This is a genomic window from Enterobacter sp. 50588862, assembly GCF_001462935.1.
Taxonomy (GTDB): Bacteria; Pseudomonadota; Gammaproteobacteria; order Enterobacterales; family Enterobacteriaceae; genus Enterobacter; species Enterobacter bugandensis.
The window spans coordinates 348,262-374,811 of the sequence record NZ_LNHM01000028.1 but is presented as its reverse complement, the minus strand read 5'-3'; the positions used below and the strand labels follow the sequence as shown (position 1 = coordinate 374,811).

The window sequence follows — 26,550 nt, the reverse complement described above, 5'->3', positions numbered from 1 at the left end:
TTACAGCGAGTTATTCACTCATGGCCTCGCGCCAGAGCCGTTCCACAATGCGCTGAGCCAGAATGGCCTGCTCGCCGGACGTTTCAGGAACCGTCTGATTTTGCACGCAGGTGATAAAGTGGCGGGCACATCCTGCGAAACCTCGTTGCTCCAGAGTGCTTTGCCAGCCGGGGACCGGCTGCATCACCACGCCGCTGCCCTTCTCTTCCCGCCATTCACGCATGTCGGTAACGTCGTACAGCGCGCCGTCGGCTACCGCCTGCACGGATTCCCGCTGGCTGCCCGCGCGGCGGTGCATGCTGGTGGTGACCTGAAGATGCTCAACGGCAAAATGGTGTTCCGCATACACCATCTGCCCCTGTTCGTTGGTGACAAGAGTGCCGCTTTTCAGCAGCGCCTCGCCGTTAGTCAGCCACAGCGCGGTGTCCACCACGTGGAGGTAGTCATCGAGAAGGGTAAAGCGCAGATCGTTCGGCCCCACGCTGTCGGTGCGGTGCTTATCCATGCGCAGCGAGGCCATATTGCCGGACTGCGCCTTCAGCTGCTGGTAAAGCGGCGCGAAGCGGCGGTTGAAACCGACCATCAGCGTCAGTTTTTTACGTGCCGCCAGCTCAATCAGCCGTTCAGCGTCCTGAACATTTTCCGCCAGCGGTTTATCCACGCAGACGTGAACCCCCGCATTGAGCAACTCGCTCACCACCTGATAGTGGGTTGCCGTTGAGGTATGCACAAAGACCGCATCGCACTCGCGGGCCAGATCCTGGAGCGATGCCGCATACGGGATACGCCAGGTTTCACAGATACGTTCTGCCTTTTCTCGGGTGGGTGACCATGCCCCTTGCAGCGTCCAGTCTGACGCAGCGCCCAATACGGGCAGCCAGGCTTTCTGCGCAATACCGCCCAGCCCCACCACGCCAATGCGTAATTTTTTCACCGTTAGTCTCCCAAATGTGCCAGCAGTGCATCCAGACGCTGTTTCAGCCCGGCCACCTCGTCTTCCAGCGCCTCTACGCGCGCGGCAAGGTCGTCACGGGTTGCAGGGCTCGATTCCGTCGCCGCGCTTGCGGCGTCAACGTCGCCGCTGAAGAGATGCATGTAGCGGCTCTCACGTTTACCCGGCTCGCGCGCCAGGCGCACCACGTAAGGGCCATCCTCACGCGCGGCCAGCCCTTCCAGGGTCTGCTCGACTTCCTGCATGTCGCTGAACTCATGCATTCGGGAAGCGCGCGTTCGCAGTTCCCCCGGCGTTTGCGCCCCGCGCAGCAGCAGTGTGGTAATAACCGCCACTTCCGCGCTGCTCAGTTTCAGATCGCCAAATTCGGAGTTACAGAAGCGCTGCTCGTATTTGGTCACGCGGTTGCCGAAGCCGCTGACGGTGCGCAGATAGTGGCGCTTCACCAGCGCATCCAGCACGTCCTGAACCTCATGCTCGCTGAGATTCATCACCGGCTCGCGGTTGGTCTTCTGGTTGCAGGCCATGGTCACGGCGTTAACAGAGAGCGGATACTGCTCCGGCGTGGTGACCTGTTTTTCGAGTAAGCACCCAATCACGCGCGCTTCCGTACCGTTTAGCTGATACTTCATCTTTTCTCCTTAACGACCTGCGGTCCAGTCACGGGTGGTTAATGCCGTCAGAACGTGGTCGCGCCACTCTCCGTCTATCAGCAGATAGTCTTTGGCATAACCCTCTTTCTCAAACCCTAAACGCGCCAGCAAATTCCCGCTGCGCTGATTATGCGGCATGTAGTTCGCCATAATGCGATGGATATGCTGCGTGCGTTGCATATAGCGGATGGCTACCGTTAACGCCTCGTACATCAGTCCCTGCCCCTGCCATTTCTGGCCGATGGAATAGCCAAGGTAGCAGGCGTGAAACGATCCCCGCACCACGTTTGAAAAATTGGCGATCCCGATAATCTCTTTCTCTTCTGGATCCAGCAGCGCGAAATAAAACGCGCTGCCCTGCTTATGAAATTCAGCGATCATGCTGAGGCGTGCCTGCCAGCCGGAGGGGTAACAATGGCTCTCATCCCGAACGGGTTCCCAGGGTTTTAAAAACTGGCGATTCTCGGCGTAATAATCCGCCAGACGCCAGGCATCACGCTCATGCACAAGACGAACGACCAGCCTGTCCGTTGTCAGACGCACTTTTGGCACATTACTGCGATAGCCAAACATCAATACCACTCCTTCCCGTCACTTCAGCTTACCCATTAGCTTTACTATACCTGCGCCCGTGCCGTCTGTGAAAACAGTGACATACCATTTTGACCTCTTTTCACATTTTTCGATGAGAACTCTCTATCAAAGCACCGTTTTGATAAAAAAATATTGTCGCGCCCGGGGGTGGGAAAAAACGCGGCGACACCGCAGAATGTTAGCGTGCTCACCTTCTTATTTTCCCTGGAGGGAAAATGTCCCGCGTATCACAGGCCAGGAGCCTGGGTAAATATTTCCTGCTCGTCGATAACATGCTGGTCGTGCTCGGCTTTTTTGTCGTGTTCCCCCTCATCTCGATCCGCTTTGTCGATCAAATGGGCTGGGCGGCATTGATGGTTGGGATTGCCCTGGGGCTACGCCAGTTTGTCCAGCAGGGTCTTGGCGTCTTTGGCGGCGCGATCGCTGACTGCTTTGGCGCTAAACCGATGATCGTGACCGGGATGCTGCTCCGCGCGGCAGGCTTTGCCACGATGGCGGTTGCCCACGAGCCCTGGCTGCTGTGGTTCTCCTGCTTTCTCTCCGGCATCGGGGGCACGCTGTTTGACCCGCCGCGCACCGCGCTGGTGGTCAAGCTGATTCGTCCTCAGCACCGCGGCCGCTTCTTCTCCATTCTGATGATGCAGGACAGCGCCGGGGCGGTTGTTGGCGCCCTGCTGGGCAGCTGGCTGCTGCAGTACGATTTCCGCCTGGTTTGCGCGGCCGGGGCGGTGCTGTTTATTCTGTGCGCCCTGTTTAACGGCCTCTACCTTCCGGCCTGGAAGCTGTCGACGGTAAAAGCCCCGGTGCGCGAGGGGCTAGGACGCGTCCTGCGCGACAGGCGTTTTGTCACCTACGTGTTGACCCTGACCGGCTATTACATGCTGGCCGTACAGGTGATGCTGATGCTGCCAATCATGGTGAACGATATTGCGGGCACGCCTGCTGCCGTAAAATGGATGTACGCCATCGAAGCCTGCCTGTCATTAACGCTGCTTTATCCGATTGCCCGCTGGAGTGAACGACGTTTTCGCCTGGAGCATCGCCTGATGGCAGGCCTGTTTCTGATGACGCTGAGCATGATGCCGATCGGTCTGGTAAACACGCTTCAGCAGCTTTTTACGCTGATCTGCACCTTCTATATCGGCTCCATCATCGCCGAGCCCGCCCGCGAAACGCTGAGCGCCTCGCTTGCGGATGCGCGTGCGCGCGGCAGCTATATGGGCTTCAGCCGCCTGGGTCTGGCCTTTGGCGGTGCGCTGGGTTACGCCGGCGGCGGCTGGCTGTTCGATGCCGGCAAAGCGCTGAACCAGCCGGAACTCCCCTGGATGATGCTCGGCGTGGTAGGCATCATGACGCTTCTCGCCCTGTGGTGGCAGTTCAGCCAGAAGCGCAGCGCGAGCGGCATGCTGGAGCCTGGCGCGTAGCCTTTCCCTCGGGCGGGAGCCTCTCCCGCCCCACTTCTCAGTTTTTTCTGCTGGTTTCTGCCCATTCACGCTGACATACTGGCGTAACAGGACAGAAGCGCCGATTTTTCGTTGAGGAGCACTATGAAGAAAATTGTCTTAGCCGCGGCATTCGTTGTCAGCGGTCTGCTGGTCGGCTGTAACCAGCTTACGCAATATACCGTCAGTGAGCAGGAAATTAATCAGGCGCTAGAAAAACATAACAATTTCTCTAAAGACATTGGCGTGCCGGGGCTGGCCGATGCCCACATCGTGCTCACCAATCTCACCAGCCAGATTGGCCGCGAAGAGCCGAATAAAGTCACTCTCGCAGGCGATGCCGCGCTTGATATGACGTCCCTTTTTGGCAATCAGAAAGCCAACATCAAGCTCAAGCTGAAGGCGCTCCCCGTTTTCAACAAAGAGAAAGGAGCGATATTCCTGCAGGAGATGGAAGTGGTCGATGCGCAGGTTTCGCCGGACAAAATGGCGCCGGTACTGCAAACCCTGATGCCCTATCTGAACCAGTCGCTGCGAAACTACTTTAACCAGCAGCCGGCGTACGTCTTAAGCGAAGACAACAGCAAGGGTGAAGCCCTCGCGAAGAAATACGCAAAAGGGATAGAGGTGAAACCGGGAGAGATCGTTATTCCTTTCACCGATTAACCTGAAGGGCGCTGCGGCGCCCTTTTTTTTACGGAAAAGTGTGCAAACGAAAACGTTTCCGCTTATGATTTGTGTCCGGCAAAAACAGCCATCCTTATGACTGATTCCTGACAAGCCGGAGCTTCCATGACTGCACAACCCCAGGTTCTTAAAATCCGCCGCCCAGACGACTGGCATATCCATCTGCGCGATGGCGATATGCTGAAAACCGTCGTGCCCTATACCAGTGAAATTTATGGCCGCGCGATTGTCATGCCAAACCTGGTTCCGCCAGTCACCACCGTCGATGCCGCCATTGCCTACCGTCAGCGCATTCTGGATGCCGTTCCGGCGGGACATGATTTCACCCCGTTGATGACCTGCTACCTGACCGATTCACTGGATCCGAACGAAGTGGAACGCGGGTTTAACGAAGGCGTATTTACGGCGGCGAAACTCTACCCGGCGAACGCCACCACCAACTCCAGCCACGGCGTCACCAGTATTGATGCCATCATGCCGGTGCTGGAGCGCATGCAGAAACTGGGCATGCCGCTGCTGGTACACGGTGAAGTAACGCATGCGGAGATTGACATCTTCGACCGTGAAGCCCGTTTTATCGAAACCGTGATGGAGCCCCTGCGCCAGCGCCTGCCGGCGCTTAAGGTGGTCTTTGAGCATATCACCACCAAAGACGCGGCAGAGTATGTTCGCGACGGTAACGAGCTGATCGCTGCGACCATTACCCCCCAGCATCTGATGTTTAACCGTAACCATATGCTGGTGGGCGGGGTGCGCCCTCACCTGTACTGCCTGCCGATCCTCAAGCGCAACGTTCACCAGCAGGCGCTGCGCGAACTGGTCGCCAGCGGATTCACGCGTGCGTTCCTGGGCACAGACTCCGCGCCTCACGCCCGCCATCGCAAAGAGGCAAGCTGCGGCTGCGCGGGCTGTTTCAACGCCCCAACGGCGCTTGCCAGCTACGCAACCGTATTTGAAGAGATGAACGCGCTGGAACATTTCGAAGCGTTCTGCTCCCTCAACGGCCCGCGCTTCTACGGCCTGCCGGTCAATGACACCTTCATTGAGCTGGAGCGCAAAGCGAGCCAGGTTGAGGAGTCTATCGCGCTGACGGATGACACGCTGATCCCCTTCCTGGCAGGTGAAACCGTAAGCTGGACGGTAAAACGCTAAAAAATCAACGCCCCTTGTTGTCAAACCGATAATATGCCTGTATAAATAAACAGTATATTACACAGGGGGCATTTATGCGTATTGAAGTCACCATAGCCAAAACTACCGTTCTGCCTGCCGGCGCGCTTGACGCTCTGGCAGGCGAATTATCCCGTCGTATTAACAACACCTTTCCCGACAACGCGGGCGCCGTAACGGTGCGTTACGCCGCAGCGAACAACCTCTCCGTCATGGGTGCCGCAAAAGAAGATAAAGATCGCATCAACGAAATCCTGCAGGAAACGTGGGAAAGCGCAGACGACTGGTTCATTACCGATTAACACTGCTCCCTCATTGTGTTTTTTGCCGGGTCGCCCCGGCTTTTTTTTGCCTGTAATTTCGAAAGTTCAAATTAATTCAGCGTGTTCTTAAAAAATCGTGAACGAGATGGTGTTTTATTGTTCGAACAATCCTAAAAAGCAGAAAAATGTGTTGCTACCTGTTTATTTTTCCCTTTGGAACCCTTATTACTTGGTATACTGAAGAAGCTTTCAGAAAAACATGCATTGAACCTCAGAGCCGTTGTCTTCTAACACGCATTAAGGGGGTTATAATGGAAAAGAATAACGAAGTCATCCAGACCCATCCGCTTGTAGGCTGGGATATCAGTACCGTAGATAGCTACGATGCACTGATGCTGCGTTTGCACTACCAGACCCCAAATCAACTCAACCGTGACGAAGCGGAAGTGGGACAGACGCTGTGGCTAACAACAGACGTCGCCCGTCAGTTTATTTCTATTTTAGAGGCAGGCATTGCAAAAATAGAATCTGGCGACTATCAGGAAAATGAGTATAAACGGCACTAACCTTATGCCCACTTTTCACTCAACAGGCACCCTCGCGGTGCCTTATTTATTTCCCGCTTGTTTACGCCCGCGTTGTTAATTACTCTGCTAACAAACCGTAAGTTTACGAGATGCATATGAGATACGACTTAATCATTATTGGTAGCGGCTCCGTTGGATCGGCCGCCGGTTATTACGCAACGCAGGCAGGGCTAAACGTCCTGATGATTGACGCGCACCTGCCGCCGCATAGCGAAGGTAGCCATCATGGCGACACCCGTCTCATTCGCCATGCCTATGGCGAGGGGGAGCGCTACGTTCCGCTGGTGCTTCGCGCCCAGACGCTGTGGGACGAGCTGGCGAAACAGACTGAAGAGCGCATTTTCGAACGCACGGGGATCATCAACCTCGGTCCGGCCCGTTCAGAATTTCTCGCCAACGTCGAACGCAGCGCGAAAGCCTTTAATCTTGACGTTGAGAAGCTGGACGCGGCGGCCATTACCTCGCGCTGGCCTGAAATTACCGTCCCGGAGGATTATATCGGTCTCTTTGAAGCCAACTCCGGTGTGCTGCACTGTGAAACGGCGATCAAAACCTGGGTCGATCTTGCCGCCAAAGCGGGCTGTGCGCAGCTATTCAATTGCCCCGTAGAGGCCATCACGCATGATGCAAACGGCGTTACGGTGAAAACCGTAGACGGGGAATATTCGGCTTCCCGCCTGCTTATTAGCGCAGGAACCTGGGTAACCCGCCTGCTCCCGGACCTGCCGATCCAGCCGGTACGCAAGGTCTTCTCCTGGTTCCAGTCGGACGGGCGTTACAGCGCGCAAAATAAATTCCCGGCGTTTACCGGCGAGTTACCCAACGGCGATCAGTTCTACGGTTTCCCTTCCGAGAAGGACGCTCTCAAGATTGGAAAACACAACGGCGGGCAGGTCATCTCATCACCTGAGGAGCGCAAGCCGTTTGGCGCCTGCCCGCAGGACGGCTCAGAAGCCTTCTCGTTCCTGCGCAATATTCTCCCGGGCGTCGGCGGCCTGCTTTATGGCGCGGCCTGCACCTATGACAACACGCCGGATGAAGACTTTATCATTGATACGCTGCCGGGACATGACAACACCCTGCTGATTACCGGGCTGAGTGGCCACGGCTTTAAGTTCGCTTCGGTGTTGGGTGAAATCGCCGCGCAGTTTGCCCAGGGTATCACGCCGCAGTTTGATCTGACGCCGTTCTCACTCTCGCGTTTTAACGGATAATCGGCCACGGGCCCCGGCGGTATCGGGGCCCGTTTTCTTCGTACTCAATTGTGGGGCGTTATGCGCAGGATAGTGGATTTCCTCATCAATAACATTCGCGAACACTTTATGCTCTATATCTTATTGTGGGCGCTGCTCGCTATCGTTGATGTTATTTACATTGTGTTTTATTGAAAGTGACAATTGACGTTAACTGACGTTACTTTATGTTTATTTAAGGTTTTTTCTTCTGCTAAATACGTCTTGCACGAAGCCATTGAATTAACCTTGCCGTTTCTTTTCAAAATCGCTGAAATAAATAAAATAAAAATCAATAGTCAATTATTTCAGTTGCAATATCGCGTCTTCCCGTTCATTTTTACCTTTCGGTTAATTTGAAAATGGACATTCTGATGCAATTGCGTAACTCCTCCCGGCGCTACGGAATAATATCCATAAGTTTGCACTGGATATTTGCCATTGCCGTCTACGGTATGTTCGGACTTGGACTCTGGATGGTCACGCTCAGCTATTACGATGGCTGGTATCATCAGGCACCCGAGCTGCATAAAAGCATCGGGGTTCTGCTGATGCTGGGGCTGGTGTTTCGCGCCATCTGGCGACATATTTCCCCACCGCCCGCGCCACTAAAGACATATGGAAAAATAACCCGCGTCAGCGCCGTTGCCGCGCATATTGCGCTCTACGCGCTGCTCTTTGCCATTCTGATCAGCGGCTATCTCATTTCAACGGCAGACGGCAAACCGATTAGCGTTTTTGGCCTGTTCGAGGTTCCGGCAACGCTCAGCGATGCCGGGGCTCAGGCCGATACGGCAGGCGTCGTTCACCTCTGGCTTGCCTGGAGCGTGGTGATCCTGTCCGTACTGCACGGGCTCGCCGCCCTTAAACACCATTTTATTGATAAAGACGATACGCTTAAGCGCATGCTTGGCCGCTCGTCAGTTGACTCTGGAGCATAAAATGAAAAAACACCTGCTGGGTATTGCCCTCGGTTCTCTGTTATTCACCACCGGTTCTGCCGTAGCGGCTGACTATAAAATTGATAAAGAGGGCCAGCACGCTTTCGTCAATTTCCGCATTCAGCACCTGGGATACAGCTGGCTGTACGGCACCTTTAAAGATTTCGACGGCACATTTACTTTTGACGAGAAAAATCCTGCGGCAGATAAAGTCAATGTGACCATTAATACGAACAGCGTCGACACGAACCATGCTGAGCGCGATAAACACCTGCGCAGCGCAGAGTTCCTCAACGTCACAAAATTCCCACAGGCCACCTTCACCTCCACGGAAGTTAAGAAAGACGGTGATAAATTGGCTATTACCGGGAATCTGACGCTGAATGGCGTAACCAAACCCGTTACTCTGGATGCGAAGTTGATCGGTCAGGGCGACGATCCGTGGGGCGGAAAACGCGCAGGTTTTGAAGCGGCGGGTAAAATTCACCTGAAAGATTTTAATATCACAACGGATTTAGGCCCGGCGTCGCAGGACGTTGAGCTGGTTATTTCCGTTGAAGGTGTGCAGCAGAAGTCGTAATAGATTCGCCCGGCAGGCTTTCGCCGTGCCGGGCGTTATTATCATTCCGGGTCAGGAATACCCAGTTTGGTATTCAGACGGCCGCGTGATTTATTAAAAATCTTATTACCGTTTTCACGCCCCGCGCGACGACGACGCTGCTCTTCTTCCGGCAGGACGCTCTCTTCGCTGCACAGCTCGCTACAGCAGCCGTTAAACTTCTCGGCACAGGCCGGGCACTGAATAAACAGCAGGTGGCAACCGTCGTTTTTGCAGTTGGTGTGGGTATCGCACGGCGCGCCGCACTGGTGGCACTGGGCAATCACATCTTCTGAAATGCGCTCGCCCATGCGCTCGTCAAAGACGAAGTTTTTACCGATAAAGCGTACCGGTAAGCCCTGCTCACGGGCGCGGCGGGCGTACTCAATAATACCGCCTTCAATGTGCCAGACCTTGTTGAACCCATTGTGCTTCATCCACGCGCTGGCCTTCTCGCAGCGGATACCGCCGGTGCAGTACATAACGATTTTTTTATCCTTATGCTCCTGCATCATCTCCACCGCTTTAGGCAGCTGCTCGCGGAAGGTATCGGCCGGAATCTCCATCGCGTTTTCGAAATGCCCCACTTCGTACTCGTAGTGGTTACGCATATCAATGAACACGGCATCCGGATCGTCCAGCATCGCATTCACTTCCGCGGCCTTCAGATATTCCCCGACGTCCGCCGGGTTAAACTCAGGATCGTCAATACCGTCCGCCACGATGCGTTCACGCACCTTCATGCGCAGCACCCAGAAGGATTTTCCATCGTCATCCAGGGCAATGTTCAGGCGTAAGCCGTTGAGGGCCGGATCGAAGCTATAAAGCGCGTCGCGGAACGCATTCACTTTGCTTTCCGGCACGCTAATCTGCGCGTTAATGCCTTCGCGGGCAAGGTAGACGCGGCCGAATACGTTCAGCGCCGTGAAGGCCTGATAAAGCGCATCGCGGGTCGCCTGCGGATCGTCGATGGTGAAGTATTTGTAGAAGGAGATGGTCGTGCGCGGTTCGGTTTCAGCCAACATGCGCGCCTTTAACATCTCATTCGAAACGCGGTTGTGTAACACTGGCATGGTGTACAAGTCCTGCAATCGTCAGAGAGAATCAAAATCGGTCGGCATCATATAGCAAACAAAACCAATTTACATCCACACAATTTACGCTACATTTCACACACCCTGATGAATCAGGCTTAACAATCGCCGTCGTCGTGCAGGTTTCGACGGCAGATATTTTGGCTACGTCTCAAAAAATGCGACAATAGCGAAACAGGACGTTTGAACACAGGAAAGACATGACCCAGTTACCAAAATTTACCGTCGCCCTTTTGCACCCCCGCTATTGGATGACCTGGCTTGGCATTGGCTTTTTATGGCTACTGGTACAGCTTCCCTACCCTGTTATCTTCCGGTTAGGTACATCATTAGGCCGACTCGCGCAAACGCTTATGAAGCGCCGCGCCTGCATCGCGTATCGTAACCTTGAGCTGTGCTTTCCGCAGATGAGCGAGGCAGAGCGCCATGATATGGTCTCGAAGAATTTCGAATCCGTCGGCATGGGTCTCATGGAGACCGGCATGGCGTGGTTCTGGTCGGACAAACGTATGGCCCGCTGGAGCAAGGTTACAGGCACCGGCATGGAGCCGGTGCATACGCTTCAGGCCAATCAGACCGGCGTGTTGCTGATCGGCGTCCATTTCCTGACGCTCGAAATCGGGGCGCGTATGTTTGGCATGCAAGCGCCCGGCATCGGGGTTTACCGTCCTAACGACAACCCGGTTATCGATCTCATCCAGACGAACGGCCGCATGCGCTCCAACAAAAGCATGATCGACCGTAAGGATCTGAAGGGCATGATCCGCGCGCTGAAGTCCGGTGAAGTGGTCTGGTATGCCCCCGATCACGACTATGGCCCCCAGGCCAGCGTCTTTGTCCCCTTCTTCGCCGTTGATGAGGCCGCCACCACGACCGGCACCTGGATGCTGGCGCGGATGTCCAAAGCCGCCATCGTTCCCTTTGTTCCCCGCCGTATGCCGGATGGCTCAGGCTACGAGCTGATGATGCTTGAGCCGGAACTCGCGCCGCCACTGGAAGATGCGGAAACTACCGCGCGCTGGATGAACGGCGTTGTGGAGAAGTGCATCATGCTGGCACCCGAGCAGTACATGTGGCTGCATCGACGCTTTAAAACGCGGCCAGAAGGAACGCCTTCCCGCTATTGATCCTCATGCGGCCCTCAGGGCCGCATGCTATTTTAGCTTTAAAAGCTCCCCCTCATTGCGGCAATCATAACCCAGGCGCATAATTAGCAGGCTTATTACTTCATGCCTCAGGTGCTCTGCACCTCACTATGCGGATTGTTATGACACCCTCAGATGCCCCCATAAACTGGAAGCGTAACCTCACGGTTGCGTGGCTTGGCTGTTTTCTTACCGGCGCGGCGTTTAGCCTGGTCATGCCTTTCCTGCCGCTCTACGTCGAACAGCTGGGCGTGACGGGCCATAGCGCACTCAACATGTGGTCTGGCCTGGTATTCAGCATCACGTTTCTCTTTTCCGCCATTGCCTCGCCCTTCTGGGGCGGCCTTGCCGACCGCAAGGGACGTAAAATCATGCTGCTGCGTTCGGCGCTGGGGATGGCGATAATCATGGCGCTGATGGGCGTGGCGCAGAACGTCTGGCAGTTCCTGATATTGCGCGCATTGCTGGGCTTATTGGGCGGGTTTATTCCCAACGCGAACGCCCTGATCGCCACGCAAATTCCTCGCCATAAGAGCGGCTGGGCGCTTGGCACGCTCTCAACCGGTGGCGTGAGCGGCGCCCTGCTTGGGCCGCTGGCGGGGGGATTACTGGCGGATAACTACGGCCTGCGCCCGGTCTTTTTCATCACCGCCAGCGTGTTGTTCCTGTGCTTTATCGTCACCCTGGTCTGCATCCGTGAAAAATTTACGCCCGTCGCCAAAAAAGAGATGCTTCACGCCAGAGACGTGCTGACCTCGCTTAAAAATCCCAGACTGGTGCTGAGCCTGTTCGTAACGACATTGATCATTCAGGTGGCAACCGGATCGATCGCTCCTATTCTCACCCTATACGTTCGCGACCTGGCGGGTAACGTCAGCAATATTGCGTTTATCAGCGGACTGATTGCCTCTGTGCCCGGCGTGGCGGCGCTGGTTAGCGCACCGAGACTGGGGAAATTGGGTGACCGGGTCGGCCCGGAAAAGATCCTGATCTGCGCACTGATCATTTCCGTCCTGCTGCTTATCCCCATGTCGATGGTGCACTCTCCATGGCAGCTGGGCGTGCTTCGCTTTTTGCTGGGCGCCGCCGACGGAGCGTTGCTGCCCGCCGTACAGACCCTGCTGGTCTACAACTCCACGAATCAGATTGCCGGGCGTATCTTTAGCTATAACCAGTCGTTTCGCGATATCGGTAACGTCACCGGGCCGCTTCTCGGGGCGGGTATTTCCGCCAGCTTCGGTTTTCGCGCCGTCTTTATCGTGACGGCAGGCGTGGTGCTGTTCAACGCGATTTACTCGTGGTTCAGTTTATCCCGCGCGTTACGGCCAGTGACGGAATAAGAAGAACGCCTGACGGCTTATTTTCGCATTCATACTTGCAGAATCTGATATTCAGCTATTCTTTCCCTGAAACCTTCTGGAAAACAGGGAGACACCAATGACCATGTACGCCACGCTGGAAGAAGCTATTGATGCCGCTCGTGAAGAGTTCCTTGCCGATAATCCCGGCGTTGAGGAAGAAGATGCTGACGTGCAACAACTTAATATCCAAAAATATGTTCTGCAGGATGGGGATATTATGTGGCAGGCCGAATTCTTTGCCGACGAAGGTGAAGAAGGTGAATGTTTGCCGGTCCTGAGCGGTGCAGGTGCGCAGGCCGTGTTTGATGGCGACTATGATGAAATCGAGTTACGCCAGGAATGGCTGGAGGAGAATACGCTGCACGAGTGGGATGAGGGCGAATTTCAGCTCGAGCCACCGCTGGATACGGAAGAAGGTCAAACCGCAGCCGATGAATGGGACGAGCGTTAATTTACGCTACTCGTACGGGCCGTGGCTGGCATCGATGGGCAGCAACAGCGTGTCGAAAATCAGCGAGAACGGCAGATCGAGCACCGTCAGGTAGCGCCATGCGGAATCACGGACATCCCATTTTACGCCCGGGTAGTACTGGTTGCCATGGCCCTGACCTGGAATAGTGCGGCTGATGATGCTGCCGCAGCCGCTAAGCAGGCATGCCATCATGACGACGATGATTATTTTCATCAGTAACCTCTAAAAAAATACCGGCCTCACAGCCGGTATTTTATCTGGCGGGTGGCGCTTTGCTTACCCGCCTTGCTTAACCGCTTACTTCGCCTTCAGCGCCAGCGGGTTCAGCTTCAGCTCTTTGTAGTAGTTCACCCACGAAGAGTACTTCTCCGGAGCGGACCATACGCGATAGTGAAGTCTTGCCATCGTGACCGGATCGCTCAGCAGCACCAGACGACGGTCGCGATTGAGTTTTTCCGGAGTCTCGTTAAGCGCCTGCTCAACGTGACGATCGCGGGCAATCTCCAGCACCTGGCTTGCGCGGTGGCGCGCAGTGGCCATTGCCGTCGCCAGAGCGTTGAATGACGGATTAAACACGGCGTGCATAAAGCCATCGTCCAGCGTGCGGTTACGGTTCTGCTCCAGATAGGTATCGGTATCCACCAGCACCTGCGGCGGGGAATACTCTTCCGGGATCAGGAACAGTTTCCAGCGTTTGGTACGCAGCCCTACCGTTGAACGGCTGGAGATCACGGACACAAACGGCGACAGGATAAGCGAGAAGACAATCGGCGCCAGCCAGAACAGGAAGCGCAGATCCAGCCAGGCCATTCCGGCCGCCCACACCAGGCCCAGCAGCAGCTGAGAGCCGTGGCGCATGAAGGCTTCACTCCACGGCGTGGAGTCGTCATCACGCTGCGGTGAGTTCCAGACCACTTCCCAGCCCAGGAACGCGCTGACCACAAACACGGTGTGGAACAGCATACGCACCGGCGCCAGCAGCACGGAGAACAGCACTTCCAGCAGCAGCGAAAGGGTGACGCGGAAGAATCCGCCGTACTCTTTCGAGCCTTTGCACCAGATCAGGATGATACTGAGCAGCTTAGGCAGGAACAGCAGCACCATGGTGGAAGCAAACAGCGCAATCGCCAGCTCCGGACGCCACTGCGGCCACACCGGGAACAGCTGGCGCGGTTGCAGGAAGTATTGCGGCTCCGTCAGGGCATGGACGACCTGCAGCGCAGTGGAGAGCGCGAGGAACATAAACCACAGCGGTGCGGAGAGATAAGACATTACGCCCGTCAGGAACACCGCACGGTGAACCGGGTGCATCCCTTTTACGAGGAACAGGCGGAAGTTCATCAGGTTACCGTGACACCAGCGGCGGTCGCGCTTGAGCTCGTCCAGCAGGTTCGGCGGCAGCTCTTCGTACGATCCCGGCAGGTCGTAAGCAATCCAGACGCCCCAGCCAGCACGACGCATCAGCGCCGCTTCCACGAAGTCATGCGACAGAATCGAACCGGCAAACGAACCCTCGCCCGGCAGCGGCGCCAGCGCACAGTGTTCGATGAACGGCTTCACGCGGATAATGGCGTTGTGGCCCCAGTAGTGCGACTCACCCAACTGCCAGAAGTGCAGACCGGCGGTAAACAGCGGGCCGTAAACACGGGTGGCGAACTGCTGGCAGCGCGCGTACAGGGTGTCCATGCCGGATGCTTTTGGCGAAGACTGAATGATCCCCGCGTTCGGGTTGGCTTCCATCAGACGCACCAGACCGCTCAGGCAGTCACCGCTCATGACGGAGTCAGCATCCAGCACGACCATGTAGCTGTACTGGTTACCCCAGCGGCGGCAGAAGTCATCGATGTTGCCGCTTTTACGCTTCACGCGACGGCGGCGGCGGCGGTAGAAGATCTGTCCTTCGCCCTGCACTTCTGCAATCAGCTCCATCCAGGCTTTTTGTTCTGCCACGCAGATATCCGGGTTGTAACTGTCGCTCAGGATGTAAACGTCGAAATGCGCCGCATTACCGGTTGCCTTTACGGACTCCCAGGTTGCACGCAGGCCCGCAAATACGCGGTCAACGTCTTCGTTACAAATAGGCATAATCAGTGCGGTACGGTGCTCGGGATTGAGGGGTTCATCCCCGACCGTTGACGCCGAAATGCTGTACTTGTCCCGTCCCATCAGCAGCTGCAGGAAGCCCATCAGCGCGGTCCAGAAACCGGCCGAGACCCAGCAGAAGAGGACCGCGAACAGCAGGAGAATGCCGCTCTGCAGGATATACGGCAGCAGCTGCATGAAGGAGACCCAGAGATCCTGGCCCATCATGTCCGTCGGGTTGATAAACGCCCAGCCCTGGTAAGGCAGAATGGTTTTCATATACCAGGTCGCGACAACCGTCTGCGCCAGCGTCAGAAGCAGCAGGATATAACGGCGAATTGTCCCCACGGTACGCCATTTCTGTTCGGAGGCCTGCTCTTCTTTCGTCAGGCGCGACAGATAGCGCGGCGTGACGTCACGCCCGCGCAGGCGATCCCAGAAGCGGCCAACCGGGTTGGTGCGCCATGGATCGGGGAACATTGAGGAACGCGTCGCTTTCGGCATCGCCTGAAGCTGATCGCGTCCTTCGTCGTCTTTAATCAACTGCCCTTCTGCCAGCGAGTCCGGCCAGGCCTGCTCCAGACGCGCCTTGACTGACCCCAGCGGCGTATCATCATCACGGGAAAACTGACGATGTTCGCCATCCAGCGCGGTATGAACCGCGCGGATGTCGCTCTTAGGCAGCGCCGCTTTTTCGATATCCGTCAGCGGCATGGCATCAATATATTCAGATGTATTATTCATTGGCAGGTAGCTGGTAGCTCCAGGTTTCACTCAGCGGCTGATCTTCACTGACCAGCGCAGCACGCATTTCAGTGGTCTGTTTCGGATCTTTCACTTTCACGCGCAGGGTCAGACGCCAGCCTTTGGTTACCGGGTTGTAACGCACGGTGTTCTCTACGATTTCACCGTTGTCACCGATGCTGGCCTGGGCCGACACCGCAGTATCAGGAGACAGTTTCTTCATATCCTGGCCGGTGAAGTCCACGACAAACGCTACCGTACCGTCAGGCTGACGGATCAGGTTAGACTGCTTCACGTCACCCGTAGAGCGGCGAGTCTGCGTCACATACGCGTTATCCGGCGCATGCAGCTTATCTTCGTCGCGGCTGAAGGTAATGGTGTACTTGAAGTTCATCTCTTTACCGGCTTCCGGCAGCTGATCCGGCGTCCAGTATGCGACGATGTTGTCGTTGGTTTCGTCGTTGGTTGGAATTTCAACCAGCTCTACCTTGCCTTTACCCCAGTCACCTTTCGGCGTAACCCAGGCGCTTGGACGCAGGTCATAGCGGTCGTCGAGATCTTCAAAGCGAGAGAACTGACGGCCACGTTGCAGCAGGCCAAAGCCCTGCGGGTTTTCCATCGCAAAGCTGCTGACCGCCAGATGTTTCGGGTTATTCAGCGGACGCCAGATCCACTCACCGTTACCGGCATGAATAGACAGACCGTTGGAGTCATGCAGTTCCGGGCGGAAGTTGGTTGCCGGTGACGGCTGGTTCGGCCCAAACAGGAACATACTGGTCAGCGGAGCGACGCCCAGTTTGCCCACTTTGTCACGCAGGTAAACCTTAGACTGCACGTCAACGACCGTGTCACGACCAGGCATAATCACAAAGCGATAGGCACCGGTTGCGCGTGGGGAATCCAGCAGCGCATAAATAGTCAGACGTTTGTCCGTTGGTTTTGGACGCTCAATCCAGAACTCGCGGAAACGCGGGAACTCTTCACCTGATGGCAGCGCGGTATCAATAGCCAGACCGCGCGCAGAAAGCCCGTACACCTGCCCCGCGCCAATCACGCGGAAGTAGCTGGCGCCAAGCATGCTAACGATTTCGTCGTTTTTATCTTTGCTGTTGATCGGGTAAAGCACCTTGAAGCCTGCGAAGCCCAGGTCTTTCACCGTATCTTTGTCGTGCTGCACATTGCCAAAATTGAAGTAATCCGGGCTGTACTTGATCTTACGTACCGCGGTCGCCGTCACTTCATTGATGGCAACAGGCGTGTCGAAGTACATACCCTGATGATAAAATTCAAGCTTGAACGGGGTTTTAACGTTGTTCCAGTACGCTTTATCGTGGTTGAACTGGATCTGCTGATAGTCCGCATACTTCATGTCGCGGAAAACGGAGGGCAGGTTACTTTTCGGCGCTTCGTAGCTCTTGCCTGCCATCGATTTTGCCTGTTTTGCGACATCGTCGATGTTAAAGGCCAGTGCCGATGAGGTATACAGTGATAACACCACCGCAACACCCAACCAACGCATTTTCATCATCTGTGGTTTATGTTTCATAATAAGTAAGCACTTCCCCCTTTGTGTGCTTATATCGATCCGATCCATTTTAATGGAAACTCAGGCAATCCGACAACATAATCACTGCTTTGTTCAGCTGCTGGCTCATGGATTAAGCAAATGAAAGAACCCGTTATTCACTTTGCGTGCTTATCCTGGAGACAGTGTGTCGGTCTTGGTGTAGGGTTGGCGTCGAATGTAACCATTATGAGCCTTAGGGATAAGGCGAAAAGTCTGAGAATGCGCAACGTTATATGAGCACAACACCGATACAACGGGAATATTTCCTCGACTCGATCCGGGCATGGCTGATGCTATTGGGGATCCCCTTTCATATTTCACTGATTTACTCCAGCCACACGTGGCATGTTAATAGCCAGATGCCCTCCTGGTGGCTGACGCTTTTTAATGACTTTATTCACGCCTTCCGCATGCAGGTGTTTTTTGTCATCTCCGGCTATTTCTCGTACATGCTTTTTTTACGCTATCCGCTTAAGCGCTGGTGGAAAGTGCGCGTGGAGCGCGTAGGTATTCCCATGTTAACCGCCATACCGCTCCTGACGCTGCCGCAGTTCATTATGCTGCAATACGTTAAAGGCAAGGCGGAGAACTGGCCGAATCTGTCGCTGTATGAAAAGTACAACACGCTGGTCTGGGAGCTGGTGTCTCACCTCTGGTTCCTGCTGGTTCTGGTGGTGCTGACCACGGTCAGTCTGGTGATTTTCAGCCGCTTGCGCCGTCATCTCAGCACGACAGCAGACTCTTTCTTCGCTAACGTCACGCTGGGCAAACTGTCGGTGCTCTTCTTACTGTTGGGGATCGCCTATGCCGCGGTGAGACGCACGCTGTTTATTGTCTATCCACCGATACTGAGCGACGGCCTGTTTAATTTTGTGGTGATGCAGTCGCTGTTCTACATTCCGTTCTTTTTAATTGGCGCGCTGGCCTTTATTCATCCGAGGCTTAAAGCGCTGTTTACCACCCCGTCACCGTGGTGCGCGGTGGGTGCGGCCATTGCCTTCGTGGCCTACCTGGTGAACCAGCGCTACGGGAGCGGCGACGCCTGGATGTATGAAACGGAAAGCGTGATCACCATGCTGTTGGGCTTGTGGATGGTGAACGTAGTGTTCGCGCTCGGGCACCGTTTGCTGAACTTTAAGTCCAGCCGCGTGACCTACTTCGTCAATGCCTCACTGTTTATCTATCTGGTGCACCACCCGTTGACGCTGTTCTTCGGGGCATACATCACGCCGCATATCGCATCCAATACGCTGGGCTTCTTTACCGGGCTGGTGTTTGTGGTGGGGATTGCCGTCGTACTCTACGAGATCCATCTGCGGATCCCTCTTCTGCGCTTTCTGTTTTCAGGAAAACCTCAGCCGAAAGCCGCCTGAGCAGCGCGGCGCACTCACGGTGCGCCGCCTTCGCTTCAGCTCTCCAGCTCTTGTCTGCGCTGAGTCAAAAGCCGCTGATAAAGATGCGTGGTGTCTTCATCGAAGCAGACAAAAATCACCTTCTCTGGCAGCGGTTTAAGCGACAAATAGCGGTAAACCGTTTCGACGGCGATGGTCGCCGCTGCCGCCTTAGGATATCCATACACGCCGGTGCTGATGGCCGGGAACGCCATCGTTTTATAGCCGTTGTCGGCGGCAAGCCGCAGACAGTTTCGGTATGCCTCCTCCAGAAGGCTCGCTTCATGCTGGTCTCCGCCGTGCCACACGGGCCCGACAGCATGAATCACCGCTTTGGCAGGAAGGTTGCCCGCCAGCGTAATCACCGCATGGCCCGGTGGGCATTCACCCTGTTGCTGACGCACCATTTTACAGGCTTCCAGTAACTGCGGTCCGGCAGCCCGGTGAATAGCGCCGTCTACGCCTCCTCCCCCCATCAGGGAAGGATTGGCCGCATTGACGATGACATCGACATGAACTGTCGTAATATCGCCATGAATAACTTCAATTTGCGGTTTCATAAAGCCCCTCTGCTGCCCGCCTTTTTTATAAGTGTATCGCAGAGGGGTTATTGAGAAAAACGATAGGCATAAAACCGCGCCCACCGGCGGGCGCTCACGGGTATTAACGGTACTGGATCTGAACAACCGCGAGCGTTTTTTCAGGATTCAGGTACGTCATATTCACTGTCGCCAGGCCGGAAGCCGTCGCCTTGCCGTCCAGCGCGTCGCCGTAACTCACCATACGCGTTTGCATACGATTTTTTTCCGGACACGACACCGCCAGCTGCCGCTGCTGCTGGGTAACTTCGCAAGGGTCAGCAACGATTGCGCCGCGAAAGTGAATAACGCCGCCCTGCGCGAGCGTGGCCGAATAAGCTGGAGCGATAAATGCCGAAACAAGCAGGCCCAGACCTGAAATAAGATGTGCAAAAGAGTGGGTCACGATATGTACTCCTCAATGAAAATCGTCCATGAGGGGCAAACGCGCTTCATTATGCAAACGAAGGCTGACGTTACGGAACCTAACAACGCAGTTCCTGATAACAGCTTAGTTCAACGGCAAATATTCACAATGCATTGATTTCATGAATATTTACAGCGCACCCCCGGCTGGCGACCACTGCTGTGATAAATGAAGCGCTTTTCCATCCGTGACGGTGACAACGATGTTGATCGTGTCTTCCGCAGAAATAGTTAAACTCAACCGCGTTAAATCAATCGGCTGATTAGCGGGAATAAAAAGGGTATTTTGCTGTCGCGAAGCACTTTGCCCACTCTGCCCTTCCTTCAAAGAGAGGATCTGGACCTGACAATCACACGGTTCCGTCAAAATGACCTGCGGAATAATGGTCGTCATATTTCCCTGCTGTGACGTTTGAAAGGTTATCTGGCCGGAAAGCGCGGCAAGGAGAATGAAGGTATTCATGAGGAACTCCCGAAAAAAAACAGGGCATCGGCCCTGTTTTTTTGTAGTACAGATTTCAGTATCAGTACTGATGCGCTGTCGCGTGGTTACCAAAGCCGATCTGGGTAACGTTGACGGTGGAGTTAGACGCCGTCTGGTCTACGAGCGCACCGTTAAGGCCGCCGTACTGGCTAACATTCATAACGGATTTTTTGCTGTTCCACTGATCGAGTGTCGCACTGTTGCCAAAGCCGTTCTGGGTCAGGTTGATTTTGCTGTCGTCAGAACCCTGACCGACATCAGCCCCGTTACCGCCACCGGTCTGGCTAATATTAAGAACGGAATTTCTGGCATCTGTCTGCAACGCCAGCGCGGAGTTACCGCCACCGTTCTGATAAATATTCAGGGTTGAATTTGGACCACTGTTTCCGCCCTGGCCATGACCGTGTCCATGACCCCATCCGCCCTGATTAATGATACCAGCCATAGCACTACCAGAAACGACGATTGCTGCAAGTGCTGCCACTTTGATAAATTTCATGGTAAACCCCCATCGGATTGATTAACGTCGTCGCGAAATAGCTAGCGCTGAATAACGCGAATTGCCATCTGCGACTGTTTCTGCACTACAACTGCGGTTTTCTGCGTACCGTACTGCGTAATATTTGCTCTATTACCCGACCCTTTCTGGATAATTTTCGCACTATTACCATATCCATCCTGCGTAATACCTGCATCGTTCCCGTTACCGCTCTGATCGATCCAGGCAATATTGTAAGTCCCTGATTGATCAACTCTCGCTCTGTTGCCTGCCCCATCCTGAGAAATGACGGACAAGAGTTTAGAACCTTCCTGGCGAAGCTGAGCGTCATTAAATACACCCTGTTGACCAATAATGGCTGCCTGATTTAATGATGAATAACTTAATTCATTAACCGCAAAATTATATTCAGCGTTTGCTAAATCTGAATTCGCGGCGGTTACAAATCCAGGCGCACCCAGTAATGTAAACATCAAAAATAACGATGTGTTTTTCATGTTGTCACCCTGGACCCGGCTACCTGAAAACACCCTGATCGTATTTCGTATTAAACGACTCGTTTTTGTTAACGCGTCGTTACGGTGAAGAGTATGTCCGCTGAAACATTTTAAATATCTCACCCGCGCGGCTTATTTTTATTTTTCAGGTCACCACAAAGTTGTAATTTGCACCATAAAAGGCATGACTCAGGGCGTTTTTATTTTTTATGAAATATTTATGCGCGAAATGTTGTACAACGGCGAGACAGCCGTCCATGTCCCTTCCCGCGTTGTTTAAGCGTAACGCCAGGATGAGATTTTCTTCAGGGCGTGACACAAGGCGAGTTTTCTTAAGCCAGAAAAACCAGAACGGCATGACTTAGAAAGTATCAGTTACTCATACCTGGGTACAAACTAAAAAAAAATAATAAATACTTATAAATATTAACTGGTTAATTATATTTGTATGATTTTTAAAATCTATGCACTACTATTTCCATGTACAACTTTCATATCAAATAGCAACATTCAAAATCTGCAATTTTCACAAATTAATATTGATTTTTACATCTTGTTACATGATTAACACTTGCTTTAAAATTCGTAAAAGCTAGATTGAAATTAGATGTACGAAATTGGTTTTATATTTACCTCCCTGTGGAGGTTATGTTCTGATTCTACACACAGCAGTGCAACATCTGTCAGTACTTCTGGTGCCCTCTTCTTTACAGAGAGGGCGGCTGTCAGGTGCCAATAATAAGTGGGGTTTCATCATGTATAATGAAGTCCATAGTTTACATGGTCATACATTACTGTTGATCACAAAACCTTCTCTGCAAGCGACAGCTTTATTACAACATTTAAAGCAATCTCTATCAATGAACGGGAAATTGCATAATATTCAACGTTCTTTTGATGATATTGTGCCTGGCAGCATCATTCTGTTTGATATGATGGAAGCCGATAAAAAGCTTATCCATTACTGGCAAGATAACTTAAGCAGGAAAAACAATAATATCCGCGTGTTATTATTGAATACGCCTGATGAATATCCTTTCCGAGATATTGAAAGCTGGCCGCATATCAATGGCGTGTTCTACGTCACTGAAGAAGAGGTTCGGGTGGTAGATGGTCTGCAAGGCATATTGCGCGGCGAATGCTATTTCTCGCAAAAGCTGGCCAGCTACCTCATCACGCACTCCGGAAATTACCGCTATAACAGTTCGGAATCAGCGCTGCTCACCCACCGTGAGAAAGAGATCCTGAACAAATTACGCATTGGTGCTTCAAATATTGAAATCGCCCGTTCGTTATTTATCAGCGAAAATACGGTAAAGACGCACCTTTATAATCTTTTCAAGAAGATAGCTGTTAAAAACCGAACTCAGGCGGTTTCATGGGCAAACGATAACCTCAGGCGTTAATCACATGAAGCGCACGTTGAGTTGGATCGCCGCAGCGAGTCTCCTGCTCGCTGCAGGGAACCTGCAGGCCGTTGAGGTCGAAGTTCCCGGATTGTTAACTGACCACACTGTCTCATCGATCGGGCACAGTTTTTACCGGGCCTTCAGCGATAAATGGGACAGTCCTTACACGGGTAATTTAACAATCAACGAGCGGCCCAGTGCACGATGGGGAAGCTGGATAACCATAACGGCCAATCAGGACGTTATTTATCAAACGTTTTTATTCCCCTCGAAAACAGACTTCGAAAAAAACGTAGCCTTAGCACTGGCTCAAACTGAAGACGCTATTAATCGCCTGCAAATAGATAAAGCCCTATTAAGCACCAGCGATTTAGCAAAAGATGAGTTCTAGCGAACCGATATGCGGAGGCTGTCATGCGTATTGCATATGCAGTTGTTTCAATCATGCTTATTGCTCCCCTGAGCTGGGCCGGAAATATGACCTTCCAGTTCCGTAACCCTAACTTTGGCGGTAACCCCAACAACGGTGCCTTTCTGCTGAATCAAGCTCAGGCACAAAACTCCTATAAAGATCCGAGCTTTCAGGATTTTACCGTTGATACCCCTTCCGCACTGGATAACTTCACCCAGGCTATCCAGTCGCAGATTTTAGGGGGATTGCTGACCAACATTAATACCGGCAAACCCGGCCGAATGATGACCAACGACTTTATCGTCGACATCGCCAACAGGGACGGACAGCTCCAGTTGAATGTGACCGATCGTAAAACCGGAAAAACTTCCACCATCGAGGTTTCCGGCCTGCAAAATAATTCAACTGACTTTTAAACAATAGCTAAATAAGGACAACGACCATGCAGCGCTTCCTGATATTTGTTGCAGTGTGCTTATTGAGCGGTTGTTTAACTGCTCCGCCTAAAGAAGCTGCAAAACCCACATTAATGCCGCGGGCCCAAAGTTACCGTGATTTAACCCATTTGCCTTCACCTACGGGCAAGATATTTGTCTCGGTATACAACATTCAGGATGAAACCGGACAATTTAAGCCTTATCCGGCAAGTAACTTCTCCACCGCGGTGCCGCAAAGCGCCACCGCCATGCTGGTGACTGCACTTAAAGATTCGCACTGGTTTATTCCGCTGGAACGCCAGGGGCTTCAGAACCTGTTAAATGAACGAAAAATCATTCGTGCCGCACAGGAGAATGGCACCGTTGCGGACAATAACCGGATGCCTCTGCAGTCTCTGGCCGCCGCAAACGTGATGATTGAAGGGTCGATTATCGGTTACGAGAGCAACGTGAAATCGGGTGGCGTGGGCGCGCGCTACTTCGGTATCGGCGCAGATACCCAGTACCAGCTCGACCAAATTGCGGTTAACCTGCGCGTCGTGAACGTCAGTACCGGTGAAGTGCTCTCTTCGGTCAACACCAGCAAAACGATATTGTCTTATGAAGTTCAGGCTGGGGTATTCCGATTTATTGATTACCAGCGCCTGCTGGAGGGAGAAATTGGCTACACCTCTAACGAACCGGTCATGATGTGTCTGATGTCAGCCATTGAAACCGGCGTGATCTTCTTAATCAACGATGGTATCGATCGCGGGCTGTGGGATCTGCAAAACAAAGCGGACGTGCAGAACCCGATCCTGGTGAAATACCGTGATATGTCGGTGCCTCCGGAATCCTGACGGGCAGCGCATAAAAAAGGCGAGATGATTATCTCGCCTTTTTTTTATTCACTCACCGCGGTGATGTTTTGCGTTTTTTCCCGTCGCGCCGCCAGCCAAAGACCGCTGTTCTTCATGGCGTAGCCAAACAGCAGCCCCAGCGCCAGGGAAGGAACCACCAGCTTCCAGTCCCCCTGCCCGGCAAAGGTTGCGCAGGCCCCCATAAAGGTTCCCGGCACAAACGACAGCAGCAGATGCTTCGCCTGGATGCACATCAGGAAGGCAACGACACCCGTCATGACGTACCCCAGCATCTCCAGATGCGGCGCCAGCGCGCTGCCTTTCATGATGACCAGCGCCCAGATAACGCCGCTCATCAGCGTGCAGCCTGAGATAAAGAGCCCTTTCAGCCCGCCCTGAGGACAGGCGAAATAGGCCGTGCAACCCAGGAAGCCAGCCCAGCTTAACAGACCGAGAGACACCGCTACCCATCCCCAAATACCGGAGAGGATGCCCGTCGTGATTGCAATACAAAGTAATATGTTCATGGCGCGCATCTTAGCAGAAGCGCGCCATAGAAATGAGATCAGAAGCACATTACGTGCAAGTTGAAATGTATCGTTGCAGGATTTTTGTGATTTACATCACTCCTCGTTCTCTTCTTCCAGTTCATCCCACATTGCTGCAATGGCGTCACGCGTCAGCGGGGCCAGCGTTCGCCAGAACGGAGAGGTGGCATGGGCTTCCACTTTACCCAGGAAGGTCCCCACCCACGGCAGCAGATACGTTTCGAAAAGGATCCCGATGGCCTCATTTTCATCGTCGCCAGCGTTGTCTTCGATCCAGGACGCGGCCAGCAGCAGCGTACCGATATGATCGGCTGGGGTATCGCTCAGGGGCATCCCGCGTTCTGAAAGGAATGCCCGCACTTCCGCTTCGGTCGCGACTTCCTGCCAGGCGGAACGATACGGCGACACGCGGCACTCTTCGCCCACGAACAGAGCATTGTAGTCCGTTGAGATCTGCTGCATATCGCAGCTTTTCTGCAGGCGCTCCAGTAACTCATCCTGTTCCAGCGGCCAGTTCTGCGCCAGTTTACCTTCGCGAATCAGCGTAAACAGCGGCACCAGCAGCGGGTCCTGCGGCTGGCGGTAATACAGGGAGCCCAGCACGCGGCAAAGGATGGAAAATTCATTCATTGTTTTATTCCGTTATTCAATTAAAGATCGGCAAATTCATCAATCGGCGCCATGCCGCGCGACTCGAGGAAATCAAGCATACGACGCGGCGTGACGTTCAGGATGCGCTCTTCCGGGAAATCCACATCCTGCAATATTTTCAGGCACTCGCTAAAATCCCCCAGCGTGAAGGCCGTGTGCGAATCAGAGCCCAGCGCCACCATGCCACCCGCATCACGCACGGCGGCAGCCACTTCGCGACAGTTGGCTTCACTGCCTTTACGCGAGTGCACGAACGAGGAGTTGTTAATCTCCAGCGCCACGCGGTGTTTCGCCGCGGCCTGCGCCACGGCCTGAATATCAATCGGGTATTTCGGATTGCCCGGATGGCTGATGATGTGCACATTGCCGCTGGCAATAGTGGCAATCATCGCCGCGGTATTGGTCTCTTTATCCTGCGGCGGGAAAACCGGCTCATGGAAGCCGGCAAGGATCAGATCTAAGGAGGTCAGCATCGGGCCGGTACAGTCAATTTCACCGTCGGTGTTTTTGATGTTCGCCTCAATGCCGCGCAGTATCCCAATGCCGTCCACCAGACGTGGCCAGATACGCATATTCACAAAATGCCAGTAGTGCGGCGCATCCGCCATATCCGGGCCGTGATCGGTTATCGCGAACAGCTTGATGCCCTTAAGCTTCGCCTGGGCGATATAATCATGGAGGTTGCTATACGCGTGGGTGCTGGCGACGGTGTGCATATGCAGGTCAACGGGATACATCTTTCTCTCCTCTGCGTTTTTTCCAAAGGATAGCAGTTATCAGCGGCGAATATTAGCA

32 protein-coding genes are annotated in these 26,550 nt (G+C 53.8%); 17 read left to right on the top strand and 15 right to left on the bottom strand.

The features are described from left to right. Positions 1-10 precede the first annotated feature (10 nt). Genes APT89_RS14670 through rimJ form a run of 3 tightly spaced genes read right to left on the bottom strand, consistent with a single transcriptional unit; the run spans position 11 to position 2,178 of the window. Positions 11-934, bottom strand: coding sequence for a Gfo/Idh/MocA family protein (locus APT89_RS14670; RefSeq protein WP_041910527.1), 924 nt, complete (start codon positions 932-934; stop codon positions 11-13). A 2-nt stretch (positions 935-936) separates the two neighbouring features. Then, complete coding sequence (locus APT89_RS14665) at positions 937-1,584, bottom strand: YceH family protein (protein ID WP_041910528.1); 648 nt, start codon at positions 1,582-1,584, stop codon at positions 937-939. Between the two features lie 9 nt (positions 1,585-1,593). Further along, positions 1,594-2,178, bottom strand: a complete 585-nt coding sequence (gene rimJ, locus APT89_RS14660; protein ID WP_013097146.1) for a ribosomal protein S5-alanine N-acetyltransferase — start codon at positions 2,176-2,178, stop codon at positions 1,594-1,596. A 236-nt stretch (positions 2,179-2,414) separates the two neighbouring features. On the opposite strand from rimJ, the gene mdtH reads away from it, so the two are divergent. From mdtH to APT89_RS14610, 9 genes are all read left to right on the top strand, one after another. After that, positions 2,415-3,623: a multidrug efflux MFS transporter MdtH gene (mdtH, locus tag APT89_RS14655; RefSeq protein ID WP_060572805.1), complete on the top strand. Its 1,209-nt coding sequence runs from the start codon at positions 2,415-2,417 to the stop codon at positions 3,621-3,623. Between the two features lie 123 nt (positions 3,624-3,746). Continuing rightward, positions 3,747-4,307, top strand: coding sequence for a lipoprotein (locus APT89_RS14650; RefSeq protein WP_028012696.1), 561 nt, complete (start codon positions 3,747-3,749; stop codon positions 4,305-4,307). Between the two features lie 126 nt (positions 4,308-4,433). Beyond that, a complete protein-coding gene (gene pyrC / locus APT89_RS14645; protein WP_028012695.1) occupies positions 4,434-5,480 on the top strand; it encodes a dihydroorotase in 1,047 nt (348 codons plus the stop codon). A 74-nt stretch (positions 5,481-5,554) separates the two neighbouring features. After that, a complete protein-coding gene (gene dinI, locus APT89_RS14640; RefSeq protein WP_060572801.1) occupies positions 5,555-5,800 on the top strand; it encodes a DNA damage-inducible protein I in 246 nt (81 codons plus the stop codon). 272 nt (positions 5,801-6,072) lie between these two features. Then, the gene (bssS, locus tag APT89_RS14635) at positions 6,073-6,327 is read left to right on the top strand and encodes a biofilm formation regulator BssS (RefSeq protein WP_023299782.1); all 255 of its coding nucleotides are present in this window, start codon (positions 6,073-6,075) and stop codon (positions 6,325-6,327) included. A gap of 116 nt (positions 6,328-6,443) precedes the next feature. Beyond that, the gene (gene solA / locus APT89_RS14630; protein WP_047368279.1) at positions 6,444-7,562 is read left to right on the top strand and encodes an N-methyl-L-tryptophan oxidase; all 1,119 of its coding nucleotides are present in this window, start codon (positions 6,444-6,446) and stop codon (positions 7,560-7,562) included. 60 nt (positions 7,563-7,622) lie between these two features. Beyond that, positions 7,623-7,736, top strand: coding sequence for a YceO family protein (locus APT89_RS14625; protein WP_032644857.1), 114 nt, complete (start codon positions 7,623-7,625; stop codon positions 7,734-7,736). A 218-nt stretch (positions 7,737-7,954) separates the two neighbouring features. Further along, entirely contained in the window at positions 7,955-8,521 is a 567-nt protein-coding gene (locus APT89_RS14615) for a cytochrome b (protein WP_028012692.1), read from the top strand. Position 8,522: 1 nt separating this feature from the next. Continuing rightward, a complete protein-coding gene (locus APT89_RS14610) occupies positions 8,523-9,101 on the top strand; it encodes a YceI family protein (protein WP_028012691.1) in 579 nt (192 codons plus the stop codon). A gap of 41 nt (positions 9,102-9,142) precedes the next feature. Here APT89_RS14610 and trhO read toward each other — a convergent pair whose 3' ends face one another. Next, complete coding sequence (trhO, locus tag APT89_RS14605) at positions 9,143-10,192, bottom strand: oxygen-dependent tRNA uridine(34) hydroxylase TrhO (protein WP_028012690.1); 1,050 nt, start codon at positions 10,190-10,192, stop codon at positions 9,143-9,145. Between the two features lie 221 nt (positions 10,193-10,413). Between trhO and APT89_RS14600 the strand changes: the two genes are divergently transcribed. From APT89_RS14600 to APT89_RS14590, 3 genes are all read left to right on the top strand, one after another. Beyond that, a complete protein-coding gene (locus tag APT89_RS14600; RefSeq protein ID WP_045630083.1) occupies positions 10,414-11,340 on the top strand; it encodes a Kdo(2)-lipid IV(A) acyltransferase in 927 nt (308 codons plus the stop codon). 140 nt (positions 11,341-11,480) lie between these two features. Beyond that, positions 11,481-12,698, top strand: coding sequence for a multidrug efflux MFS transporter MdtG (mdtG, locus tag APT89_RS14595; RefSeq protein ID WP_045630082.1), 1,218 nt, complete (start codon positions 11,481-11,483; stop codon positions 12,696-12,698). Positions 12,699-12,795: 97 nt separating this feature from the next. Then, on the top strand, positions 12,796-13,170 hold the full coding sequence (locus APT89_RS14590; RefSeq protein WP_028012687.1) for a MysB family protein: 375 nt from the start codon (positions 12,796-12,798) through the stop codon (positions 13,168-13,170). 6 nt (positions 13,171-13,176) lie between these two features. Here the strand turns inward: APT89_RS14590 and APT89_RS14585 are convergent, their stop codons facing one another. The 3 genes from APT89_RS14585 to mdoG form a co-directional block, all read right to left on the bottom strand. Next, on the bottom strand, positions 13,177-13,404 hold the full coding sequence (locus tag APT89_RS14585; protein ID WP_013097162.1) for a YceK/YidQ family lipoprotein: 228 nt from the start codon (positions 13,402-13,404) through the stop codon (positions 13,177-13,179). Between the two features lie 84 nt (positions 13,405-13,488). Next, on the bottom strand, positions 13,489-16,017 hold the full coding sequence (gene mdoH / locus APT89_RS14580) for a glucans biosynthesis glucosyltransferase MdoH (RefSeq protein ID WP_041910533.1): 2,529 nt from the start codon (positions 16,015-16,017) through the stop codon (positions 13,489-13,491). After that, positions 16,010-17,563 (bottom strand): glucans biosynthesis protein MdoG, encoded by a 1,554-nt coding sequence (gene mdoG / locus APT89_RS14575; protein ID WP_028012685.1) that lies wholly within the window; start codon positions 17,561-17,563, stop codon positions 16,010-16,012. Before mdoG ends, mdoH begins: the two co-directional genes overlap by 8 nt. Before the next feature lie 254 nt (positions 17,564-17,817). Between mdoG and mdoC the strand changes: the two genes are divergently transcribed. Continuing rightward, complete coding sequence (gene mdoC, locus APT89_RS14570; protein ID WP_060572799.1) at positions 17,818-18,957, top strand: glucans biosynthesis protein MdoC; 1,140 nt, start codon at positions 17,818-17,820, stop codon at positions 18,955-18,957. 35 nt (positions 18,958-18,992) lie between these two features. Here the strand turns inward: mdoC and ymdB are convergent, their stop codons facing one another. The 5 genes from ymdB to csgB all read right to left on the bottom strand — a co-directional run bounded on the left by ymdB (position 18,993) and on the right by csgB (position 21,459). Next, complete coding sequence (gene ymdB / locus APT89_RS14565) at positions 18,993-19,535, bottom strand: O-acetyl-ADP-ribose deacetylase (protein WP_045630081.1); 543 nt, start codon at positions 19,533-19,535, stop codon at positions 18,993-18,995. Positions 19,536-19,638: 103 nt separating this feature from the next. Continuing rightward, positions 19,639-19,959, bottom strand: a complete 321-nt coding sequence (locus APT89_RS14560) for a type 1 fimbrial protein (RefSeq protein ID WP_028012682.1) — start codon at positions 19,957-19,959, stop codon at positions 19,639-19,641. A gap of 150 nt (positions 19,960-20,109) precedes the next feature. Further along, positions 20,110-20,442: a curli assembly chaperone CsgC gene (gene csgC / locus APT89_RS14555; RefSeq protein ID WP_041910536.1), complete on the bottom strand. Its 333-nt coding sequence runs from the start codon at positions 20,440-20,442 to the stop codon at positions 20,110-20,112. A gap of 61 nt (positions 20,443-20,503) precedes the next feature. Continuing rightward, entirely contained in the window at positions 20,504-20,962 is a 459-nt protein-coding gene (gene csgA / locus APT89_RS14550; RefSeq protein ID WP_041910537.1) for a curli major subunit CsgA, read from the bottom strand. Positions 20,963-21,003: 41 nt separating this feature from the next. Continuing rightward, positions 21,004-21,459, bottom strand: a complete 456-nt coding sequence (gene csgB, locus APT89_RS14545) for a curli minor subunit CsgB (RefSeq protein ID WP_028012679.1) — start codon at positions 21,457-21,459, stop codon at positions 21,004-21,006. 755 nt (positions 21,460-22,214) lie between these two features. Here csgB and csgD point away from each other — a divergent pair. Genes csgD through csgG form a run of 4 tightly spaced genes read left to right on the top strand, consistent with a single transcriptional unit; the run spans position 22,215 to position 24,556 of the window. After that, positions 22,215-22,865: a biofilm master transcriptional regulator CsgD gene (csgD, locus tag APT89_RS14535; RefSeq protein WP_041910539.1), complete on the top strand. Its 651-nt coding sequence runs from the start codon at positions 22,215-22,217 to the stop codon at positions 22,863-22,865. A 4-nt stretch (positions 22,866-22,869) separates the two neighbouring features. Continuing rightward, positions 22,870-23,259 (top strand): curli production assembly/transport protein CsgE, encoded by a 390-nt coding sequence (gene csgE, locus APT89_RS14530; RefSeq protein ID WP_028012676.1) that lies wholly within the window; start codon positions 22,870-22,872, stop codon positions 23,257-23,259. A gap of 23 nt (positions 23,260-23,282) precedes the next feature. Further along, positions 23,283-23,696 (top strand): curli production assembly/transport protein CsgF, encoded by a 414-nt coding sequence (gene csgF, locus APT89_RS14525; protein WP_028012675.1) that lies wholly within the window; start codon positions 23,283-23,285, stop codon positions 23,694-23,696. 26 nt (positions 23,697-23,722) lie between these two features. Continuing rightward, positions 23,723-24,556: a curli production assembly/transport protein CsgG gene (csgG, locus tag APT89_RS14520; protein ID WP_028012674.1), complete on the top strand. Its 834-nt coding sequence runs from the start codon at positions 23,723-23,725 to the stop codon at positions 24,554-24,556. 44 nt (positions 24,557-24,600) lie between these two features. On the opposite strand, the gene APT89_RS14515 is transcribed toward csgG, so the two are convergent. From APT89_RS14515 to APT89_RS14505, 3 genes are all read right to left on the bottom strand, one after another. Further along, positions 24,601-25,083 carry a DUF1097 domain-containing protein gene (locus tag APT89_RS14515; protein WP_072201771.1) on the bottom strand — a complete coding sequence of 161 codons (483 nt, stop codon included), beginning with the start codon at positions 25,081-25,083 and terminating at the stop codon, positions 24,601-24,603. A gap of 96 nt (positions 25,084-25,179) precedes the next feature. After that, positions 25,180-25,734 carry a TorD/DmsD family molecular chaperone gene (locus APT89_RS14510; RefSeq protein ID WP_060572795.1) on the bottom strand — a complete coding sequence of 185 codons (555 nt, stop codon included), beginning with the start codon at positions 25,732-25,734 and terminating at the stop codon, positions 25,180-25,182. 20 nt (positions 25,735-25,754) lie between these two features. After that, positions 25,755-26,492, bottom strand: coding sequence for a phosphatase (locus APT89_RS14505; RefSeq protein WP_028012671.1), 738 nt, complete (start codon positions 26,490-26,492; stop codon positions 25,755-25,757). Positions 26,493-26,550: the final 58 nt, after the last annotated feature.